Origin of the sequence: Actinomadura sp. NPDC048394 (genome assembly GCF_040651755.1) — a bacterium.
In the GTDB taxonomy this organism is placed as follows: Bacteria; Actinomycetota; Actinomycetes; order Streptosporangiales; family Streptosporangiaceae; genus Spirillospora; species Spirillospora montaniterrae.
This window is the reverse complement of record NZ_JBEZJL010000002.1, coordinates 67,371-89,493: the sequence shown is the minus strand read 5'-3', so window position 1 is coordinate 89,493 and position 22,123 is coordinate 67,371. Positions and strand designations below refer to the sequence as shown.

Annotated in this window: 15 protein-coding genes; 11 read left to right on the top strand and 4 right to left on the bottom strand. The window is 72.2% G+C overall.

What is annotated here, in order from left to right:
- Nucleotides 1-13: 13 nt before the first annotated feature.
- From AB0C78_RS01675 to AB0C78_RS01645, 7 genes are all read left to right on the top strand, one after another.
- A complete protein-coding gene (locus tag AB0C78_RS01675; protein ID WP_225992534.1) occupies nt 14-664 on the top strand; it encodes an HAD family phosphatase in 651 nt (216 codons plus the stop codon).
- A gap of 17 nt (nt 665-681) precedes the next feature.
- Nucleotides 682-1,188 (top strand): hypothetical protein, encoded by a 507-nt coding sequence (locus AB0C78_RS01670; RefSeq protein WP_360740575.1) that lies wholly within the window; start codon nt 682-684, stop codon nt 1,186-1,188.
- A gap of 182 nt (nt 1,189-1,370) precedes the next feature.
- The gene (gene pruA, locus AB0C78_RS01665; RefSeq protein WP_360740573.1) at nt 1,371-3,002 is read left to right on the top strand and encodes an L-glutamate gamma-semialdehyde dehydrogenase; all 1,632 of its coding nucleotides are present in this window, start codon (nt 1,371-1,373) and stop codon (nt 3,000-3,002) included.
- 457 nt (nt 3,003-3,459) lie between these two features.
- The gene (locus tag AB0C78_RS01660; RefSeq protein WP_360740571.1) at nt 3,460-4,170 is read left to right on the top strand and encodes a haloacid dehalogenase-like hydrolase; all 711 of its coding nucleotides are present in this window, start codon (nt 3,460-3,462) and stop codon (nt 4,168-4,170) included.
- A 494-nt stretch (nt 4,171-4,664) separates the two neighbouring features.
- On the top strand, nt 4,665-6,626 hold the full coding sequence (locus tag AB0C78_RS01655; RefSeq protein WP_360740569.1) for an acetoacetate--CoA ligase: 1,962 nt from the start codon (nt 4,665-4,667) through the stop codon (nt 6,624-6,626).
- A 258-nt stretch (nt 6,627-6,884) separates the two neighbouring features.
- Nucleotides 6,885-8,462: a protein kinase gene (locus AB0C78_RS01650; protein WP_360740567.1), complete on the top strand. Its 1,578-nt coding sequence runs from the start codon at nt 6,885-6,887 to the stop codon at nt 8,460-8,462.
- A gap of 410 nt (nt 8,463-8,872) precedes the next feature.
- On the top strand, nt 8,873-13,753 hold the full coding sequence (locus tag AB0C78_RS01645; protein ID WP_360740565.1) for an NAD-glutamate dehydrogenase: 4,881 nt from the start codon (nt 8,873-8,875) through the stop codon (nt 13,751-13,753).
- 59 nt (nt 13,754-13,812) lie between these two features.
- On the opposite strand, the gene AB0C78_RS01640 is transcribed toward AB0C78_RS01645, so the two are convergent.
- From AB0C78_RS01640 to prfB, 3 genes are all read right to left on the bottom strand, one after another.
- Nucleotides 13,813-14,703, bottom strand: a complete 891-nt coding sequence (locus AB0C78_RS01640) for a hypothetical protein (protein WP_360740563.1) — start codon at nt 14,701-14,703, stop codon at nt 13,813-13,815.
- Nucleotides 14,704-14,898: 195 nt separating this feature from the next.
- Complete coding sequence (locus AB0C78_RS01635) at nt 14,899-15,876, bottom strand: hypothetical protein (protein ID WP_360740561.1); 978 nt, start codon at nt 15,874-15,876, stop codon at nt 14,899-14,901.
- A 205-nt stretch (nt 15,877-16,081) separates the two neighbouring features.
- Nucleotides 16,082-17,194, bottom strand: coding sequence for a peptide chain release factor 2 (prfB, locus tag AB0C78_RS01630; protein ID WP_151541273.1), 1,113 nt, complete (start codon nt 17,192-17,194; stop codon nt 16,082-16,084).
- Nucleotides 17,195-17,341: 147 nt separating this feature from the next.
- Between prfB and AB0C78_RS01625 the strand changes: the two genes are divergently transcribed.
- Entirely contained in the window at nt 17,342-18,382 is a 1,041-nt protein-coding gene (locus tag AB0C78_RS01625) for a hypothetical protein (protein ID WP_360740559.1), read from the top strand.
- 60 nt (nt 18,383-18,442) lie between these two features.
- Here the strand turns inward: AB0C78_RS01625 and AB0C78_RS01620 are convergent, their stop codons facing one another.
- On the bottom strand, nt 18,443-18,628 hold the full coding sequence (locus tag AB0C78_RS01620; protein ID WP_151541271.1) for a hypothetical protein: 186 nt from the start codon (nt 18,626-18,628) through the stop codon (nt 18,443-18,445).
- A 445-nt stretch (nt 18,629-19,073) separates the two neighbouring features.
- On the opposite strand from AB0C78_RS01620, the gene ftsE reads away from it, so the two are divergent.
- From ftsE to AB0C78_RS01605, 3 genes are all read left to right on the top strand, one after another.
- Complete coding sequence (gene ftsE / locus AB0C78_RS01615; protein ID WP_151541270.1) at nt 19,074-19,763, top strand: cell division ATP-binding protein FtsE; 690 nt, start codon at nt 19,074-19,076, stop codon at nt 19,761-19,763.
- 203 nt (nt 19,764-19,966) lie between these two features.
- On the top strand, nt 19,967-20,872 hold the full coding sequence (gene ftsX, locus AB0C78_RS01610) for a permease-like cell division protein FtsX (RefSeq protein ID WP_360740556.1): 906 nt from the start codon (nt 19,967-19,969) through the stop codon (nt 20,870-20,872).
- 76 nt (nt 20,873-20,948) lie between these two features.
- Nucleotides 20,949-22,118 (top strand): S41 family peptidase, encoded by a 1,170-nt coding sequence (locus AB0C78_RS01605; protein ID WP_360740554.1) that lies wholly within the window; start codon nt 20,949-20,951, stop codon nt 22,116-22,118.
- Nucleotides 22,119-22,123 lie beyond the last annotated feature (5 nt).

Genomic DNA, 22,123 nt, shown 5'->3' with positions numbered 1-22,123 from the left:
CTACCATCGGCCCGTGCCCGCAGAAGACAAGACGGTCAAAGCCGTGATCACGGACTGGGGCGGCGTCCTCACCTCCCCGCTGAACGACGCCGTCGGCGCCTGGCTGGCCGCCGACGGCATCGACGCCGACCGCTACCGGACGGTGATGCGCGCCTGGGTGAAGCAGGCCTACGACGGCGCAGGCACCAACCCCATCCACGGTCTCGAGGACGGCTCGCTCGCCCCCGAGGAGTTCGAGCGCCTCCTCGCCGCCGAGCTCCTCACCGTGGACGGCGGCCCCGTCGCCGCCGCGGGCCTCATCTCCCGCATGTTCGGCGCGTTCTCCCCGGTCGAACCGATGTACGAGGCGCTCCGCGCGGCCCGCGCGCACGGCACCCGCACCGCCCTCCTCTCCAACTCCTGGGGCAACGACTACCCCCGCGACCTGTTCGCCGACCTCTTCGACGCCGTCGTCATCTCCTGCGAGGTCGGCATGCGCAAGCCGGACGAGCGGATCTTCCGGCACGCGCTCGGCCTGCTCGGCCTGGACGCCGCCGAATGCGTCTTCATCGACGACATCGAGCACAACATCCGGGCCGCCGAATCGCTCGGCATCCGCGGCATCCACCACACATCCGCCGACGCCACGATCGCCGAACTGCGCGAGCTGGGCCTCCTCCCGTGACAGACTGACGAACCGTCATGCGCGTCTACCTTCCGTCCACGCTCCCGCTTCTCGCCGCCGTCCACGCCGCGCGCGAGGCCGGCCCCGCGCCGCTGTCCGGGCACGCGGTGACGCCCGCGCTGCGCGAGTGGTACGCGGGCGGCGACCTGGAGGAACTGGAGTACGCGGCGCTGACCGCGGCGGCCCGCGCGTCGCTGCGGCTGCTCGCCGCCGACCCGTCCGCGCCCCGCCGCCGCGTCGTCCTCGCCGCCGAGATCCCCGACCAGTCGGTGGTCTGGGCCCGCGGCGACGCGTCGATCGACGGCGACGACCGCTCCCTCGTCGAGATCACCGCGCCCGTCCCGTGGAAGCGCCTGGCCTCCGGCCACGTCGACGACCCCGCCGCGGTCCCCGACGTGATCGCCGCCATCGAGGCCCTCCCCGCCGCCGACGCCGGCGACGACGACGCCCTCTTCACCGTCGACGGCGCCGAAGGCCACGAGCTCCTCTGGTACGCCACCCAGGAACTCCAGCACCTCCTCTGACCCTCGCCCGCACTTCGGACGCGACCAGCAGCGGGTCCGTGCTGGGTCGGGTCGGGCGACCCGGCCCGTCGCATCAAGGCGGCGGCTGCGTGTCCTCGGTAGTGGGGGGCAGGCATCCGGTGGGTGGCGGTGGGTAGGGCACCGCATGTCGACAGGGCCGTCGAGCTTGCGGGAGCGGACAGATGGACGCCGTCACCAACGTGCCGGTACCGGTGAACGAGCCGGTCAAGGGATATGCGCCGGGGAGCGCCGAACGGGCGGCGCTGGAAGCGAAGATCAAAGAGCTCGGCGGCGCGGAGACCGAGCTGACGATGACGATCGGCGGGGAGCGGCGGATGGGCGCCGGCGCCCCCATCGACGTGGTCGAGCCGCACAACCACGGTCACGTCCTCGGCCGGATGGGCAACGCCGTCGACGCCGACGTGGCCGAGGCCGTCGCGGCGGTGCGGGAGGCCGCGCCCGGATGGCGGGCCATGGCGCCGGACGACCGGGCCGCGATCTTCCTGCGGGCCGCCGAGCTGCTGGCGGGGCCGTGGCGGTCCACGCTGAACGCGGCGACGATCCTCGGCCAGTCCAAGTCCGTCCAGCAGGCGGAGATCGACTCGGCCTGCGAGCTGATCGACTTCCTGCGGTTCAACGTCGCGTACGCGCGGCAGATCCGCGAGATGCAGCCGAACTCCTCGCCCGGCGTGTGGAACCGGATGGAGTACCGGCCGCTGGAAGGGTTCGTGCTGGCCATCACCCCGTTCAACTTCAGCGCGATCGCCGGGAACCTGCCGACCTCGCCCGCGCTGATGGGCAACGTCGTGGTGTGGAAGCCGTCGCCGACCCAGCAGCTCGCCGCCCACCACACGATGCGGCTGCTGGAGGCGGCCGGGCTGCCGCCCGGCGTCATCAACCTGGTCACCGGAGACGGGCGGGCCGTGTCGAACGTCGCGCTGGCCAGCCCGGAGCTGGCGGGCCTGCACTTCACCGGCTCGCCGCCCACGTTCCAGGCGTTGTGGCGGACGATCGGGGAGAACATCGCCCGGTACCGCGGATACCCGCGGATCGTGGGGGAGACCGGCGGCAAGGACTTCGTGGTGGCGCACCCGTCCGCCGACCCGGCGGTGCTCAAGACCGTGCTGGTGCGGGGCGCGTTCGAGTACCAGGGGCAGAAGTGCTCGGCGGCGTCGCGCGCCTACATCCCGCGCTCCGTCTGGGACGGCATGCGTGACGACTTCTGCGCCGAGGTCGAGGGCCTCACCATGGGCAACGTGGCGGAGGACCTGTCGCTCTTCATGGGCGCCGTGATCGACGACCGCGCCTTCGCCAAGCACCGCCGCGCGATCGAGCGGGCCCGCGGCATCGACACCATGCGGATCCTCGTGGGCGGCGAGCTGGACGACTCGGTCGGCCATTTCGTCCGGCCGACGGTGCTGGAGTCGTCGGACCCGACCGACGAGATCTTCACCACCGAGTACTTCGGGCCTATCCTCGGCGTCCACGTCTACGACGACCACGACTACGACTCCGTTCTCACGCAGCTGGAGAGCGTCTCCGAGTACGGGCTGACCGGCGCGATCGTCGCCCGGGACCGCGCGGCCATCGCGTCGGCGACCGAGACGCTCCGGTTCGCCGCCGGCAACTTCTACATCAACGACAAGCCGACCGGCGCCGTCGTCGGGCAGCAGCCGTTCGGCGGCGCTCGCGCGTCCGGCACCAACGACAAGGCCGGGTCGGTGTTCAACCTCACCCGCTGGACGAACGTCCGCGCGATCAAGGAGACCTTCGTCCCGCCCACCGACCACCGCTACCCGCACATGGCCCCCTGACCCCACCCTCCGCCGCACCCCCGACCCCCGCCGCCGCAGTCCGACCCGCGCCGCCCAACCGCCGACCTCACCGCCGGGCGGTCGGCTGCGGCGGCGGACCGGCGGCTGCGATCCCGAACCGCTGGCTGCAGCGCCGGATGACCGACTGCGGCGCCGGATGACCGGCTGCGGTGCCGGATGGTCGGCTGCGGCGGCGGACCGGCGGCTGCGGTCCCGGACCGCTGGCTGCGGCGCCGGATGACCGGCTGCGGTGCCGAATGGGCGGCTGTGGTGCCGGATGGCCGGCTGCGGCGGCGGACCGGCGGCTGTGGTGCCGGGCCGGCGGCCGGGTGTGGGGGTGCGCGGTTGCGGGGAGTGGCCGGGAGGCCCGACGATGAGTCCGCCTCGCCGTACGGTGGGGCGGGCCGGCGCCGGGAGGGCGCCCGCCGACGCCTTTCGAGCCGCGCATGGGAACGGGATGTCGACGCTGAACCGTCTGGTGCTGTGGAACATCGATCACACGCTGGTCGACGTCGGGCGGGTCACCCGGGACGCCTACGCGGAGGCGTTCCAGCGGACCGTCGGGCGGCCCCTCGTGCGGCTCGCCCCCACCCCGGGCCGCACCGAATCGGAGATCATCTTCGAGACGCTGGCGTTCAACGACGTCGTCACCACCGACGACCATCTGCCCTCCTTCGTGTCCGCGCTCACCGCGGCGTTCGCGAGCCGCCGTGCCGATCTGCGGGCGCACGGCCGGGTGCTGGCCGGGGCCCGGGAGGCCGTCGAGGCCCTGGCGCACGTGCCCGGGGTCGTGCAGTCGGTGCTGACCGGGTCCGTCCGGCCGAACGCCGTGCTGAAGGTGACCGAGCTCGGCCTCGCCGACCGCCTCGACCTCGGCGCCGGCGGCTACGAGGACGGCGTCTACAGCAAGGCCGCGCTGCTGGAGCTCGCCCGCACGCGCGCGGGTGAGCGGCACGGCGCCCGCTACCCCGAGGCGGCCACCGTCTACATCGCCGACTCGCCGCGCGACGTGCAGGCCGCCCACATCGCCGGGTCGCCGATCATCGCCGTGGCCACCGGAAGCGCCACCGAGGCCGAGCTGCGCTCCGCCGGTGCCGACCGGGTGCTCGCGACCTTGGCCGACACCGACGCCGTGGTGAGCGCCGTGGCGGAGCTGACGCGCATCTGAGATCGGCGGCCTCTTCGGCGGGACGTGCCGTCAGGTTCGCGCCGGGCGTGGAACGTGATCGCGCCCCCCTCGCGCGCACCTTCCCTCCGCGCACCCTCCCTCCGCGCGCCCTCCCTCCGCGCGCCCTCCTCCGGCCCGTCTGCCTTGCGTGCGGGCTCCTTCCGCGCGTCCTCCCCGCGTGCGGTGCGGTCGCGTCGTTCAGCGGGCTCTCGGTCATCCGCCGCTCCTCTCGTGGACCGGATGCCAGTCTCGACGCCGCGTCCGGGCACCGGAAGTAGAACTGCGTTCTGTGGAAAACCGCGGTGTGTGGGGGATGAGGATCGGCGGGCGGTCCGATGTGTGGCGTCCGCGGATTGCCCGCCGCACCCTTGTGACCTGCGATGGGAGCCGGCCGCCCGGGCAGCGCGCGCAGGGCCGGCGGAAGTTGCGCGGGCCCGGCGGGGAGGCCGATATTGGGAGGGCTGCGCACCTGGGCGCGGCGGGGAGGGAGAGCGATGTCGCGTGATCACGAGGTCTCCGAAGGAGCGGCGCTGTGGCGGCCGTCGGAGGAGGTCGTCGCGAACGCGCGGGTGACCCGCTTCATCCACTGGCTGTGGGACCGGGGCGTGCGCGCGGAGTCCTACGACGAGCTGTGGCGCTGGTCGGTGACCGAGGTCGACGACTTCTGGGACGCGATCTGGTCGTACTTCGACGTGGTCGGCGAGCGCGGGGACGGCCCGGTCCGCGAGGGCGGGCCGATGCCGGTGGACGGGCTGCGCTGGTTCCCCGGCGCGACCCTGAACTACGCCGCGAACGCGCTGCGCCGCGCCGAGGACACGCCGGACGAGACGGCCGTGGTGTTCCGGTCGGAGGCCGGCGGGCACCGGGTGCTGTCCTACCGCGAGCTGTTCCTGCACGTCGCGGAGGTGCGGGCGGGCCTCGCCGAGCTGGGCGTCGGGAAGGGCGATCGGGTCGTCGCCTACATCCCGAACATCCCGGAGGCGCTGATCTGCTTCCTGGCGACGGCGTCGCTGGGCGCGGTGTGGTCCTCGTGCTCGCCGGACTTCGGGTCCTCCTCGGTGATCGACCGGTTCGCGCAGATCGAACCGAAGGTCCTGATCGCGGTGGACGGCTACGCCTACAACGGCAGGACGTTCGACCGGCGGGAGATCGTCGGTGAGATCGAGGCGGCGCTGCCGACGCTGGCCGCGACGGTGCTGATCCCGTACCTGGACCCGGCCGCCACGCCCGACGGCCTGCGCGTGGGCATGCACTACGGCGACCTGCCGCGCACCAACCACGACACCATCGAGTTCGAGGACGTCCCGTTCGACCATCCGCTGTGGGTGGTGTACTCGTCCGGCACGACGGGCCTGCCCAAGCCGATCGTGCACGGGCACGGCGGGGTCGTCCTGGAGCACCTCAAGGCGCTGACCTTCCACCAGGACATCGGCCAGGGCGATGTGTTCTTCTGGTTCACCACGACCGGCTGGATGATGTGGAACTACCTCATCGGCGGTCTTCTGGTGGGCTCCACCATCGTCATGTACGACGGTGCACCGCTCGACCTATGGAAGCTCGCCGCCGACAACGGGGTGACCTACATGGGTGTGGGCGCGCCCTACATCACCGCGTCCGCCAAGGACGGACGCCACCCGGGACGCGAGTTCGACCTGTCAGGGCTGCGCGGCATCGGTTCCACCGGTTCGCCGCTGCCGCCCGAAGGGTTCGCGTGGGTGTACGAGGAGGTCGGCAAGGACCTCCTCCTCGGGTCCATGTCCGGCGGCACCGACCTGTGCACCGCGTTCGTCGGACCGTCGCCGCTGCTGCCGCTGGGCGCGGGCGTCATCCAGTGCCGGTGCCTGGGCGCGAAGGTCGAGGCGTACGGGGACGACGGCAAGCCGGTCGTGGACGAGGTCGGCGAGCTGGTCATCACCGAGCCGATGCCGTCCATGCCGGTGTTCTTCTGGAACGACGAGAGCGGCGACCGCTACCGCGAGTCCTACTTCGACATGTACCCGGGCGTGTGGCGGCACGGCGACTGGATCAAGGTCCTCCCGGACGGCGGCTGCGTCATCTACGGGCGGTCCGACTCGACCCTCAACCGCGGCGGCGTCCGCATGGGCACGTCCGACTTCTACCGGGTCGTCGAGGCGTTCGACGAGATCGCCGACAGCCTCGTCATCGACACCGGACGGCTCGGGCAGGAGGGGCGGCTGCTGCTGTACGTGCAGCTCGCCGAGGGCGCGTCCTTCACCGACGACCTCGCCGCGCGGCTCAGGCGGGAGATCCGCTCGGCGCTGTCGCCGCGGCACGTCCCGGACGAGATCACCGCCGTCCCCGGCATCCCGCGGACCCTGTCGGGCAAGAAGCTGGAGGTCCCCGTCCGCAAGATCCTCCAGGGCACCCCGGTGGACCAGGCCGCCAACCGCGGCGCCATGGCGAACCCCGAGGTCCTCACCCACTTCACGCCGTAGCGGGGGCCGTCCCTCCGCGCCCCGAAACACCCGCGCGACACGTGTTCCCACGGTGTCGCGCGGGGTGGGAGGGGCATTAAGGTGGTCGCTCGGCCCAAATGCGTCTGTTCAGGAGCGGTGGGTCGGATCGCGCCGTAAGGTCGCATGGCCGGGTCAACTTCCCGACGGCCTCGCGCGTCCCACTGTCGGAGCGCTGGTCTGCGAGAATTCGGCCCGTGGTCCGTTCGGCCCGTCGACGAGAGAGGGACGGTTCCACGCATGGAGGTTGGGGCGCTGCGGTCCGGAGACCCGGAGCGGCTGGGTCGCTACGCCCTGGTCGGCCGGGTGGGCGAGGGCGGGCAGGGTGCGGTGTTCCTCGGCGCCGACGAGGACGGCCGCCAGGTCGCGATCAAGCTGCTGCACGCCGAACTGACCTCCGACGACAAGGCCCGCGCGCGCTTCCTGCGCGAGCTCGAGGTGGCCAAGAAGGTCGCGCCGTTCTGCACCGCGCAGGTGCTGGACGCCGACGTCGACGGCGACCGACCCTACATCGTCAGCGAGTACGTCCCGGGACCGTCGCTGAACCAGCAGGTCACGCAGGACGGCCCGGTGCGCGGCGCGGCGCTGGACCGGCTCGCCGTGGGCACCGCGACCGCGCTGTCCGCGATCCACCAGGCGAAGATCATCCATCGCGACTTCAAGCCGCACAACGTGCTGATCGGCCCGGACGGCCCGCGCGTGATCGACTTCGGCGTGGCCCGCGCGATCAGCGGAAGCACCACGCTGACCAGCCGGGTCATCGGCACGCCCTCCTACATGGCGCCGGAGCAGATCAGCGGCGACGACGTCGGCACCCCCGCGGACGTGTTCTGCTGGGCCGCCACGCTGGTGTTCGCGGCGACCGGGGAGCCGCCGTTCGGGCAGGACACGATCCCCGCCGTCATCAACCGGATCCTGCACGAGGAGCCGGATCTCGGCGACATGAGCGGCCCGCTGCGCGATCTGGTGGCCGACTGCCTGGAGAAGGACCCGGCGCGGCGCCCCGCCGCCCGGCAGGTGCTGATGCGGCTGCTCGGGCACGAGGAGGCGCCCGTCGAGGCGGCGCCCACCGGGAACACCGACGAGACCGCCATGCTCGCGGCCGGTTCGGTGCTCGCCGCCGAGTTCGGCGACGAAGGGTTCGAGCCCGCCGCCGGCGAGGGGTACGAGCCCGCGGCCTTCGCCGGGACGGACCCGGCCGCCCACGGCGACCCCGGTCCGGACCCGTCCGGCACCGCCCCAGGGCGGCTGCCGACGCCCGCGGAGTGGGCCGCCGAGAACGTGGCCGACACCCTGCCGCGCGACCGCGCGGCCGCGGCCGGAGCCGGCGGGGCCGGTGGGGGCGCCGTCGCGGCGCTGCGCCGCTCGCTCGCCGGGTCGAGCCGCTCGGCCGTCCTCGCGGGCGCCGCCGCGCTGTTCGTCGCGATCGTCGTGGTGTCCGCGGTGCTCGTGCTCGGCTCCGGCGACAAGGGCAAGGCGGGGGAGAAGGTCGGCGACCCGAGCCACCAGCCGCAGCAGTCCGGCGACGTGCCCAGCATGTCGGTGCCGTCGCGGCACGCGCCGACCCGGCAGGCCCCCGACACGTCGTACAGCCCGTCCCCGACGACGACCGGGTCGGCGCCCGAGAGCCCCTACCCGTCGGACTCGCCCACGTCGACGCCGACGTCCCCGGGCGACCCGTCGCCCACGCACACCACGCACAGCCCCGACCCGACCTCGAGCCCGACCACGGGGCCGACCGACCCCGGAACGCCCACGGACGACCCGGGCAGCCCGCCCGCCGGCACCGGCACGGGCAGCGGCACCGGCACCGGCTGACACCCGGCCCCGCCCAAGGCCTCCGCCCGAGCCCGCCCCCAAGCCGCCGAGCCCCGGCCCCCGGGCGCCCGAGCCCGCCCCCGAGCGCGCCGAGCCCCGGCCCCCAGGCGCCCGAGCGTGGCCCCGAGCCGGTCGGGCCTTGCGCCGGAATCGGCGCCGGGCGCCCCGGCCCACCGCCGTAACCGGCGTCCGGACGGCGCCCCCGCCACCGGCGCGCGCCCGCGGACCGGCGCCCCGCACGGACTTCGGCGATCTTCGGGCGGGCGCCCCGCGCCGCCTGGCAGGGTGGGCAAAGCCACGCTGACCTCGCGGACTGGCAGGTCGGCTTTGGGGGATTTCCCTGATTTACTGGCGCAAGTGAGCGGCGCCACAACGAGGTGGCGAAGTTTCTCTAGGGAGTGTTGTTGGTGATGGGCGGCAGGCTCGATCAGGCGAAGGACGATCTGCTCCGGAGGGCGGCGGAGACGTGCGCCCAGCGGCCGGGGGCGCGTTCGGCGGGGGACGTCGAGGAGTCCGCCGCCTACCTCCGGCTCTACTACCGTCACGTGGCCTCGGAAGACCTCCTCGCCCGCGACCCCGCCGACATCTGCGGGCCCGCGATGGCGCACCGGGCGCTCGGCGAGGAACGGCCGCAGGGCCGCGCCAAGGTCCGCGTGTTCACCCCGACGGTCGAGGAGTACGGCTGGGACCCCGGCCACACCGTCGTCCAGGTCGTCACCGACGACATGCCGTTCCTGGTCGACTCCGTCACGATGGAGCTGACCCGGCACCAGCTCGCCACCCACCTGATCGTGCACCCGCTGCTCGGGGTCGACCGCGACGTCGCGGGACATCTGCGGGCGTTCCGCGGCAAGCACGACAGCCCGTCCGACATCGACGAGTCCTGGATCCACATCGAGGTGGACCGCACCAGCGACCGCGCGCTGCTGGACCGGTTGGAGAAGGACCTGGTCCGCGTCCTGCAGGACGTGCGGGTCGCGGTCGAGGACGAGCCGAAGATGCGGGCCCGCGCGGTCGAGATCGCCGCGTCGATCCGCGACGCCGCGCCGCCGCTGCCGGACAAGGAGCTCGCCGAGGGCGTCGAGCTGCTGGAATGGCTCGCCGACGGGCACTTCACCTTCCTCGGCTACCGCGACTACACGCTCGTCGACGACGGGCAGACCTCGGCCGCCGCCGTCGAGGACCACGCCAAGCTCGGCCTGCGCCCCGAGCCCGGCACCGGCCTCGGCATCCTGCGCAACGACAAGCGCGAGTCCGACAGCTTCGCGGCGCTGCCGCCGGAGGTCCGCGAGAAGGCCACCGAGAAGCGGCTGCTGATCCTGACGAAGGCGAACTCGCGCTCCACCGTCCACCGCGGCCTGTACCTGGACTACATCGGCGTCAAGAAGTTCGACGAGGACGGCGAGGTCATCGGCGAGCGCCGGTTCCTCGGGCTGTTCACGCACGTCGCCTACAGCGAGTCGATCGCGCACGTCCCCGTCCTGAAGCGCAAGCTCGACGAGGTGCTGGAGCGCGCCGGGTTCACCCCCGACAGCTACGACGGCCAGGACCTCATCGAGATCCTGGAGAGCTACCCCCGCGACGAGCTGTTCCAGATCTCCGTCGACGACCTGCTCGGCATCTCGCTCGGCGTGCTGCGGCTGCGCGAGCGCCGCCAGCTGAAGCTGTTCCTGCGCAAGGACCTGTACGGCCGGTTCATGTCGTGCATGGTGTACCTGCCGCGGGACCGCTACACCACCAAGATCCGGCTGCGCATCCAGGAGATCCTGCGCCGCGCGTTCGAGGGCGTCAGCGTCGACTACAGCGCGAACGTGACCGAGTCGCTGCTGGCCCGCCTGCACGTGGTGGTGCGCGGCGAGCGGGGCCGCCCGCTGCCGGACGTGGACGTCGACGGGCTGGAGGACCGGCTCGCCGCCGCGACCCGCTCGTGGGAGGACGACCTCGCCGACGCGATCGTGGAGCAGTGCGGCGAGGAACGGTCCGGGACGCTCGCGCGCCGCTACGGCGACGCGTTCCCCGACGGCTACAAGGCCGACTTCCCGGCCCGCACCGCGGTCGCCGACCTGCGCTTCCTCGACGACCTCACCGACGAGGACGACACCTCCATCAACCTGTACGAGCCGTTCAGCGCCGAGCCCGGCGAGCGGCGGCTGAAGATCTACCGGCGGGGCGAGCCGATCTCGCTGTCGCGGGTGCTGCCGCTGCTGCAGAACATGGGCGTGGAGGTCGTCGACGAGCGCCCGTACGAGGTCAACACCTCCGACGGGCAGCGGTACTGGGTCTACGACCTCGGGCTGCGGTACGCGCCGCCCGGGGACGTCCCGGAGGAGGCCATCAAGGGCCTGTTCCAGGACGCGTTCACCGCGCTGTGGCAGGGCCGCATCGAGAACGACGGGTTCAATGCGCTCGTCCTGCACGTCGGGCTGAACTGGTGGCAGGCGATGATCCTGCGCGCCTACGCCCTGTACCTGCGGCAGACCGGGACGACGTTCTCCAAGCGGTACATCGAGCAGGTGCTGCTGCGCAACGCCGCGATCACCCGGCTGCTGGTGCGGCTGTGGGAGAGCCGCCTCGACCCGGGGCTGGCCGGCGGCGAGGAGGAGCGCAGCCTCGCCATCATCGAGGAGCTGAACGGGATGCTCGACGAGGTCGCGAGCCTCGACGAGGACCGCATCCTGCGCGCCTACCTCGCGCTCGTCCAGGCGACGCTGCGCACGAACCACTACCAGCACAAGCCCTACCTGTCGATGAAGTTCGACCCGGAGGGCATCCCGGACCTGCCGCAGCCGCGGCCCACCTACGAGATCTTCGTGTACTCGCCGAAGGTGGAGGGCGTGCACCTGCGGTTCGGGTCCGTCGCGCGCGGCGGGCTGCGCTGGTCGGACCGCCGCGAGGACTTCCGCACCGAGATCCTCGGCCTGGTCAAGGCGCAGGCGGTGAAGAACACCGTCATCGTCCCGGCGGGCGCGAAGGGCGGGTTCGTCGGCAAGCAGCTGCCCGACCCGTCCGTCGACCGGGAGGCGTGGCAGCAGGCCGGCATCGCCTGCTACAAGGACTTCATCTCCGGGCTCCTCGACGTCACCGACAACCTGGTGGACGGCAAGGTCGTCCCGCCGCCGAACGTCGTCCGCCACGACGGCGACGACACCTACCTGGTGGTCGCGGCCGACAAGGGCACCGCGACGTTCTCCGACATCGCCAACGGCGTCGCCGCCGAGTACGGGTTCTGGCTCGGCGACGCGTTCGCGTCCGGCGGGTCCGTCGGCTACGACCACAAGGCGATGGGCATCACCGCGCGCGGCGCGTGGGAGTCGGTGAAGTACCACTTCCGGTCGCTGGGCAAGGACGTCCAGCGGGAGGACTTCACCGTCGTCGGCATCGGCGACATGTCCGGCGACGTGTTCGGCAACGGGATGCTGCTGTCGGAGCACATCAAGCTGGTCTGCGCGTTCGACCACCGGCACATCTTCCTCGACCCCGACCCGGACCCGGCGGTCTCGTTCGCCGAGCGGCGCCGGATGTTCGAGCTGCCGCGCAGCACCTGGGCCGACTACGACACCTCGCTGATCTCCAAGGGCGGCGGCGTGCATCCCCGCGCCGCCAAGTCGATCCGGATCACCCCGCAGGTGCGGGCGGCGCTCGGCATCGACGACGCGGTGAAGGCCATGGCGCCGTACGAGCTGATCAGCGCCGCGCTGAAGGCGCCGGTCGACCTGCTGTGGAACGGCGGCATCGGCACCTACGTCAAGGCGTCGGTGGAGAACAACGCCGACGTCGGCGACAAGGCAAACGACCTGCTGCGGGTGAACGGCGACGAGCTGCGCTGCAAGGTCATCGGCGAGGGCGGCAACCTCGGCATGACCCAGCTCGGCCGGATCGAGTTCGCCCGCAACGGCGGGCTGGTGAACACCGACTTCATCGACAACTCCGCCGGCGTCGACACCTCCGACCACGAGGTCAACATCAAGATCCTGCTCGACCAGGTCGTGCGGGACGGCGAGCTGACCCGCAAGCAGCGCGACACGCTGCTCTACGAGATGACCGACGAGGTCGCGCGGCTGGTGCTGCCCGACAACTACGCGCAGAACGTGGTGCTCGCCGCGTCCCGCGCGCAGGCGCCCGCGATGCTGCACGTCCACGCCCGGTACATGCGCAAGCTGGAGCGGGACGGGCGGCTGAAGCGGCGGCTGGAGTTCCTGCCGGAGGACAAGGCGATCGCGGAGCGGCGGCAGTCCGGGCTCGGGCTGACCAGCCCGGAGTTCTCGGTGCTGCTCGCCTACTCCAAGCTGACCCTCGACCACGAGATCATCGCCTCCGACCTGCCCGACGACCCGTACCTGGAGTCGTGGCTGGTCGACTACTTCCCGACGCCGCTGCGCGAGCGGTTCCAGCCGTACATGGACCGGCACCCGCTGCGCCGCGAGATCATCACCACCGCGGTGGTGAACGACCTGGTCAACAACAGCGGCACCACGTTCGTGTTCCGGATGAACGAGGAGACGGGGGCGTCGTCGTCGGACATCGCCCGCGCCTACCTGGTGGCCCGCGAGGTGTTCCAGATGCCGCGGTTCTGGCGGTCGGTGGAGCGGCTGTCGCACCAGGTCGCCGAGTCGACGCAGATCGCGATGCTGCTGGAGGCGCGCAAGCTCACCGAGCGCGGCGCCCGCTGGCTGCTGCACAACCGGCGTCCCCCGTTCGACATCCGGGAGACGATCGACTTCTTCGGCGCCGGCGCGACCACGCTCACCTCGCAGCTGCCGAAGCTGCTCGTCGGCCTGGACCTGCAGGCGTTCGAGCAGCGCCGGGACGGCTTCGCCGAGCGGGGCGTGCCGGACGAGCTGGCCGAGCAGTGCGCGATGCTGGTCACCGCGTACTCGACGTTCGACCTGGTCGGCATCGCGCACGAGTCGGGCCGTCCGGTGGAGGAGGTCGCGGAGGTCTACTTCGACCTGGCGGACCGGCTGCAGCTGGCCCGGCTGCGCGACCGGGTCGTGGCGCTGCCGCGCGACGACCGGTGGCGGTCCATGGCCCGTTCCGCGCTGCGCGACGACCTGTACGCCGCGCACGCCGCGCTCACCCGCGACGTGCTGGTGACGAGCGAGCCGGGCGGCGAGCCCGAGGTGCGGATGGCGCACTGGGCGGAGAAGAACAAGACGGCGGTGCAGCGCGCCCAGCAGACGCTCAGCGAGATCTGGGAGAGCGACAGCTTCGACCTGGCGACGCTGTCGGTCGCGCTCGGCTCGATCCGCACCCTGGTGACGGCCAGCTCCCTCCCGTCCACCGAAGCCTGATCCCGCGGCGCCGCCGCCCTCATCGGCCGCGATGAGGGCGGCACGCCGCGGTTCGGCGGTCAGCGGGCGGTGGTGAGGGAGACGGACTCGCCGAGGACGCGGCCCTTGCCGGACGGCGGGGCGTAGCCGATCACGAGCCACTGCCAGGACGCGTGGACGGTCCCGCCCGGCTTCCGGCCGTCCTTGGCGAGGTAGTCGCGGACGTCAGCGGGCAGGCCGGGCTCCGTGCCGCCGGTGAGCGTCGCGTCCTGCGTCAGCCCGTACCAGACGAGGGAGCCGCCGTCGCCGGTCCGCAGCGCGTACGACGGGCCCGGACCGGGCGCGAACCGTCCGGGCGTCACCGTCCAGTCGCCCTGCTCGGCCTTGCGGGCGTTCGCGGAGAACGCGTCCGGCATCAGCCCGGTGGCGTCGCCCTTGGCCAGGTAGTTCGCGTGCGCGGTGGGCAGGCCCCGGTCGGGCGCGGGGATCGCGTAGCCCTCGGCGTCGTAGGCGAGGTCAGGGGCGCCGCCCTGGAACGTGAGCCAGTGCGCGGCGCGCCAGCCGTCCTTGGCGCCCGTCTTCACGAACACGCCGAGAACCTGCTGGTCCTTGCCGTCCGAGCGTTCCAGCGCGGCGATCCCGAACCATTTCGGGTACGCGGAGCGGCGCGGCACGTACAGCACCGGGTTCGCCAGGGAGATCGTCGCCGTCTCCGGCAGCTTGCCGTAGGTGCGGACGCGAGCGGTGACCGGGGCGGCGAGGGCGCCCGTCACGGTGTCGCGCCAGAGCTTCTCATCGCCGGACGTGATGGCCCTGTTGTGCCGGTCGGTCCAGTCGCGCAGCACCTTCAGGGACTCGTCCGCGCCGACCACCGGGGACCCCGCGGGCGCGGCGGCGGCCGTCCCGCCGGCCGCGCCGCCGCCGGAGCAGGCCCCGGTGAGGACGGCGGAACCGGCCATGACCAGGGCCACGGCCCTCCGGGGCGCTCGGCGCACTTCCCACCTCGGCGGACGGAATGTCGAGTATGTCGCGCCAGTGTAGAAGAACGCGGTGCCCCGCCGGGTGCCGCGTGCCGGGCGGGAACGTCCGGTGGCGGCCCGTCGGATGCCGGGACCGTCCCACTGCAGCGGTCGAGAAGAGCGGGACGGCCCGGCACCCGACGGAGATCAGGAACCGTGGGCCGCGATCGCCTTGCGGTACATGCCGGTGACCGTGGCGCGGCCCTTGGGCGGAACGGTGGCCAGGTACTGCACCAGGACGGTCGTGTCCATCCGCGTCCTGGCGGACGCCGCCGGGGCCAGCCCGGTGAGATCACCGCTCACAGCCAGCCTGCCCCGTTTCGCGGCGGAATACGCCTCGTTCTGCTTCACGACGTACCAGACCAGCGCGCCGCGGTCCTTCGTGCGCAGCGCGTACACCGCGTACGGCGCCGCCGAGAACTTCGAGGACAGCGTGACGCCGCGGTTCGCCAGCGCCTGCTCGCCCTGCTTCAGCGCGTTGTAGGTCTCGCTGGTCTTCGGGCCCTTCGCCAGCGCCGACGCCCCCGGCGCCGACGTGCCGCCGCTCAGCACCGCCGCGTGCACGGCGGGCAGCCGGGCGGGCGCGATCGGCAGGCCCTTGTCGCCGGCGTCGACCGGGGTGGCGTACCCGTCCGGGTCGAGCGCCACCCTGCTCAGCGCCGCGTCCGCCGGGTAGGGGTCGGCCGCGAGCAGCCACGGCGCCCCCGCCTTGGCCTGCGTGAACAGCATCGCGTGCCGGAGCGTCTGCTTGCCCTTGCCGGTGATCGCGTCGGCGGCGAACCAGTGCGGGTACCCGTGCAGCCGCGGGATGTAGAACACCGGGTGGGTGAACTTCAGCGCCGGCGGCCGCTGCCGGATCGTGCGCCGCAGCTTCAGCGCGGCCTCGTCCATGGACAGCTGCGGATCGGCCTCGATCCCGGGCAGTTCCCTGCCGTCCAGCCGCTTGCCCGCCCGGTTCACCGCGGTGGTGTAGGCGGCCAGCACCTGCCCGGCCTGCTGCTTGGTCAGCGCGGGCGGGCCCACTCCGGCCGAGGACGTGTTGTCGTCGCACCCGGCTGCGGCCAGCGCGGCGCCGGCCAGCAGGACGGCCGGCAGAACCGTGGACGTGACGATGCGTGCGGGCATGCAGCCCCCCGTGGTGGAGTCGGTGATCCGGTCCACGGAAGATAATCGCAGAGTAACTGCACGGTCACTCACCGAATCCGGAAAGTCGTACGCGGACCTCACTCCGGAGACACCCGGAGGCGGGGAGATGGGCGCGCGCGAACGCCGGCCGCAGCAGGCCCGGAAAGGCCGCCTCAGGCCGGTTCCGGTTCCGGTTCCGCGAGGATCAGGCGGAGGTCTCCTGCTGGCGCATCCAGCGGATCTCGGCCTCGATGAACTCGTCGATGTCGCCGTCCAGCACCGCGGTCGGGTTGCCGACCTCGACGCCGGTCCGCAGGTCCTTGACGATCTGGTACGGGTGCAGCACGTAGTTGCGGATCTGCGTGCCCCAGCTGCTGGTGCCCTCACCGCGCAGCGCGGACATCTTCTCCGCCTCCTCCTGCCGCTTGCGCTCCAGCAGCTTGGCCTGCAGCACGTTCATCGCCGTGGCCTTGTTCTGCAGCTGGCTGCGCTCGTTCTGGCAGGACACCACGATCCCGGTCGGGATGTGGGTGATCCGCACCGCCGAGTCGGTGGTGTTGACGCCCTGGCCGCCCGGCCCGGACGACCGGTACACGTCCACCCGCAGGTCGCTCTCGTCGATGTCGACGTGGTCGCTCTGCTCCACCACCGGGACGACGTCCAGGCCCGCGAAGGAGGTCTGCCGCCGGGCCGCGTTGTCGAACGGGGAGATCCGCACCAGCCGGTGCGTGCCGTGCTCCCCGCGCAGCGTCCCGTACGCGTAGGGGGCCTTCACGGTGAACGTCGTCGACTTGATCCCCGCCTCTTCGGCGAAGGACGTCTCGTAGATCTCCGTGGGGTAGCCGTGCCGCTCGGCCCAGCGCAGGTACATCCGCTGCAGCTGCTGCGCCCAGTCGGCCGCGTCCACGCCGCCGGCCTGCGCGTTGATGGTGACGAGCGCCTCCCGGGCGTCGTACTCGCCCGACATCAGCGTGCGGACCTCGAGCTGCTGGATCGCCTTGTGCAGCGCGGCCAGCTCCTCGTCGGCCTCCGCGCGCGTGTCGGCGTCGTCCATCTCCTGCGCCATCTCGTACAGGGTGGCGGCGTCGTCGAGCCGCTGCCGCAGCCCCTCGACCCGGCCCAGCTCGCTCTCCAGGTACGACAGCCGGCGCGTCACCGACTGGGCGCGCTCCTGGTCGTTCCACAGATCGGGGTCGGCCGACTGCTCGCGCAGCTCGGCGATGTCACGCCGCATGCCGTCGAGGTCCAGCACCTGCTCGATGCCCGCGAGGGTCGAGCCGAGCTCCTTGAGCTGCTCTTCCGGTTCGATGCCTGCCACGCTTCGAGCTTATCGCCGTGCGGGCAGTGCCCGGACGCCCGCGGATACGCTGCGGATGGCAGAATCACGGGCCGGAAGGCCGGGCCGGGGACGGCCCGGCGACGCGTCGGTGCCGGGGGGCGGTAGTTGCGTAGGATCGCGCGGGCGGTGGCGGCCGCCGTGCTGCTGGTGACGCCGCTCATGGCCGCGGGCTGCGGCGGCGGCGACAAGCCGCGCGCGCGCCCCACCCCGGTCATGCCGTCGACCACCCCGCCGCAGCCGGTCCCGCTGACCCCGGATGTCGCGAGCAAGGCGTTCCAGACCTACATCACCGACGAGGACGTGGCCCGTGCCGCCGCCGACGAGCGGCTGGCGCTGACCTGGACGTCCGACGGGCAGTCCCTGCTCACCGCCGCCGAGTTCCGCAAGGCGGCCTTCGACGGCGACCCGGTGCGCCGCTTCTCCTATGGCAAGCCGACGCTGTACGTGCCGAAGCTGAAGGCCGACGCGTACCCGCAGTGGTTTGTCGCGTCCGTGGACCGGTCCGTCCCGGGGGAGAAGAAGAGCAAGGAGACCGCGCTGATGGGGTTCATCCTGCGCGGCCCGTCCGACGACTGGCACCTCACGCTGGCGACGCTGCTCGCGCCCAAGGCCGAGCTGCCGAAGATCCAGCTCGATCCGGACGGCTACGCCGAGGCGCTGAGCTCGGACGACTCCAAGGTCCTGATCCGTCCCCGCGACGTCGGCGGGATCCAGGCGACGATGGCCGCCGAGGGCGCCGCGAGCGTCGCCGCCAAGGTCATGAAGACCGGTCCGCTGACGTCCGGCTACTACCAGCAGACCAAGCGCGCCAAGAAGAAGGCCAAGGATCAGGACCTCACCCTCACCGTCGTCTACACGGCCACGCCTTATCCCTACTTCGGGCTGCGGACGAAGAGCGGCGGGGGGCTGATCCTGTACTCGCTGTTCCGCAACAACGCGCTCGTCGGGCCGGGGACGGCCGGGGCGAAGCCGGAGATCCCCAAGGAGGCGGAGCACCTGCTGGACGGCACCGTCGAGGGCGACGAGATCGACACCACGGCGACGTTCCAGTTCGCCGCCTACGACCCGCCCCGCGCCAAGAACGGCAAGCCGCAGCCCAAGGCCGAGCTGGTGGCCGACGACGGGGCGATCTCCAAGGCCGCCACCCCGCCCATCAAAAAGCCCTGAGCGTCAAGGAGTTCTAAGCGCGTCAAGGAGTTCTGAGGCGCGCCCTAACGGGACGTGGCGTCAGCCGTAGACGCGCTGGAGGACGAGGGCGGCGAACAGCAGGCCGACCAGGACGGCCAAGACCACGGCCGGAGGGACGGAAGGTCCGTGGTGGTGCAGCTCCGCGCGCGCGGCGCGGCAGGTGGGGCAGCGTCCCTCGACCACCGGATTCGAGCACCGAGCGCAGATCAGATGTTCGCAGCTCATGTCGTGGGCCCCATTCTCCGTGAACGGTACGTGGCTCCGTGCGGGGATAAGGTCGATCGTCGACCGATTAGGTATCTTTCGCCATCATCCAGCGTAGCCGGACTGTATGGTCGTTCCGGCAAGTCCGGGAGCTTGACGGCATGAAACGGCCGGACGTCGGGAGACGGTACATGACACAGCACGGACAGGTCGGGGCCCCGCGGGGCGCCGCCCGCGCCGTCGTCCCGTCCGCGCGCGACACGCCGTTGAAAGCGGCGGGCCCCGGGCGTTCCCACCCCACGGAGCGGGACGAGGTAGTTGACTGTCCCCTCTACACTGCTCGAAGGTTCCACGGCCCCCCTGGTCGCGGAGCCGGGCGGCGCAGGTCGCGGCACGCGGACGGCCAGTCCGCGGCAGGCGGCCGGGCCGCTCCCCAACCCCTAGACTGAACCGCCGTGATGCAGCCGTGATCAATTTCGACAACGTCACCAAGGTCTACCCGAGCCAGAACCGCCCCGCCCTCCAGCATGTGAACGTCGGCATCGAGAAGGGCGAGTTCCTGTTCCTGGTGGGCCCGTCGGGGTCCGGGAAGTCGACCTTCCTGCGCCTCATCCTCAAGGAGGAGCGCCCGTCCCAGGGTCACGTGCACGTGGCGGGCAAGGACCTGAGCCGTCTGAGCAACTGGAAGGTGCCGCACCTGCGCCGCAGGATCGGCTGCGTCTTCCAGGACTTCCGGCTGCTCCCCAACAAGAACGTCTTCGAGAACGTCGCGTTCGCCCTCGAGGTGATCGGCAAGCCGCGGCGGTTCATCGGCAAGGTCGTCCCCGAGGTCATCGACCTCGTCGGCCTGGAGGGCAAGGCCCACCGGATGCCGGACGAGCTGTCCGGCGGCGAGCAGCAGCGCGTCGCGATCGCGCGGGCGTTCGTCAACCGGCCGATGATCCTGCTGGCGGACGAGCCGACGGGGAACATCGACCCCGCCACCTCGATCGGCATCATGAAGGTGCTGGACCGGATCAACCGGACCGGCACCACCGTCGTCATGGCCACCCACGACGCCGCCATCGTCGACGCGTTCCGCAAGCGCGTCGTCGAGCTCGAGGACGGGCGGGTCGTCCGCGACCAGTCCCGCGGCGTGTACGGCCAGGCGTACTGACCCGGGCCCGGCGCACCGGCCGGCACGAGCCCCATCGACCACGGCCCGACGGGCCACCGCCGCGGACCCCCTCCAGCGGCGGCTCCATCTGAACCGACGGTTCCCACCGGGCGTACGACTCAGGCAGAGGGGACGCCCGTTCCGGGCCCGCCAGCGGCGGACCCGTGCCGGCGGCGGACACAGGCGATCAAGGACAGCGAGGCATGCGCGTACAGTTCGTTATGCAGGAGATCTGGATCGGTCTCCGCCGGAACCTGACGATGACGATCTCCCTGGTCATCACCGTCGCCATCGCCATGGCGCTCTTCGGCACCGGACTGCTGCTGCGCCAGCAGGTGGCCGCGTCCAAGGACTACTGGTACGACAAGATCGAGGTCTCGATCTTCCTGTGCGCGAAGACCAGTTCCAACGCCAACTGCCAGAAGCAGGACGTCACCGACCAGCAGCGGTCCGAGATCCAGGCGCAGCTGAAGAAGATGCCGCAGGTCTCCAACGTCCAGTACGAGAACAAGCAGGAGGCGTTCGCGCGGTTCAAGGACCGCTTCGCCGGGTCGCCGGGGTTCGTGCAGAGCACCCGTGAGGGCGACATCCCCGACTCGTTCCGGGTGAAGCTGAAGAACCCGGAGGAGTACAAACCGGTCGCGCAGGCGATGCTGGGGCATCCCGGCGTCGACACGGTGATCAACGAGCAGCAGATCCTGAAGAAGTTCTTCAAGATCCTGAACGGGCTCCAGGCGGCGGCGCTCGGCATCGCGCTGATCCAGGTGATCGCGTCGGTGCTGCTGGTCGGGAACACGGTCCGGCTGTCGGCGTTCAACCGGCGCCGGGAGACCGGCATCATGCGGCTGGTCGGCGCGTCCAACACCTATATCCAGCTGCCCTTCATCCTGGAGGGCGCGATCGCGGGCCTGATCGGCGGGGTGTTCGCCTCGGTGCTGCTGGTGATCAGCAAGAAGCTGCTGATCGACCGGCTGGCCGGGACGGTGCAGCTGGTCAGCCAGCTCGGCTGGTTCCAGGTGATCATGGTGATCATCGTGTCGATCTGCTTCGGCGTGCTGCTGTGCGCCGCGTCGTCGTTCCTGACCCTGCGCAGATACCTGAAGATCTAGCCGTACGCGAGATCCGGCCGCACGCGTCCGGCGGAGCGGCGGAGGGCGGCGCGGCCGCGGTTTTACACTTGCCGTCATGTCCGCCCCCGGCCGCCTGCTGCGCGGCGCCGCCGTCGCCACCGCGATCCTGTGCGCCTACGGTCTCGGCGTGCTGAGCGGCGAGGGCCGTCCGGACCGCCGCGCGGCCGCGGGCGGGTCGGTGCTGGACGAGGCCGCCGCGAAGATCGGCAGCCGGGCCGCGCACCCGGTCGGCCGCGGCGAGCTCGACCGCGCCGCCATCGAGGGCATGCTCCGCGGCCTCGGCGACAGGTGGGCCCGCTACTACCCGGCCGCCCGGTACGACGACATGGAGGGCCGCCTGAACGGCCGCTACAGCGGCGTGGGGATCTGGCTCGGCAGCGCCGACGGCGACCCGCGGGTGCGGGTCGCGAGCGTCCAGCCCGGCACCGCCGCCGCCCGCGCCGGCGTCCTCGCCGGCGACGTGGTGACCGCGGTCGGCGGCACCCCGGTCGCCGGCTGGGACGTGACGCGCGTCGGCACGGCGCTGCGCGGACGTCCCGGCGCCGCCGTCGAACTCACCGTGCTGCGCGGGCGTCGGACAGAGGAGTTCCATCTCGTCCGCACGCCCGTCTCCGGAGGCGACGTCACCGTGACCGACCTGCCAGGGCACGTCCGGCTGATCCGGGTCGGCGCCTTCACCCGCGGCACCGGACGGCAGGTCCGCGACGCGGTGACCGGGCGGTCGCCGCGGGGCGCCCCGTCCGGCGGGATCATGCTCGATCTGCGCGGCGACCCCGGCGGCCTGCTGGACGAGGCGGTCGAGACGGCGTCGGCGTTCCTGCCCGGCGGCCTCGTCGTGACCTACGAGCCGCGCGGCGGGCCCGTCCAGCGGCGCACGGTCACCGCGCCGGGCGACCCGCGGACCCCGCTGGTCGTGCTGGTCGACGCCGGGACCGCCAGCGCCGCCGAGGTGGTCGCCGGATCCCTGCGCGACCGGGACCGCGCGGTGATCATAGGATCGCGTACGTACGGGAAGGGCTCGGTGCAGGAGTCGGTCCGGCTGGCCGACGGATCGGCGATCGAGCTGACCGTGGGTCGCTACCGCACCCCGGGCGGCCGTAACCTCGACGGGGTCGGGATCGAACCCGACGTGGCGGTCTCCGCCGACCGCCCTCCCTCAGTGGCCGAGCAGCGCGGCCGGAGCGTGCTGCGCGGCCTGCTCGCGACGACGCCGGACAAGGACTGATCACA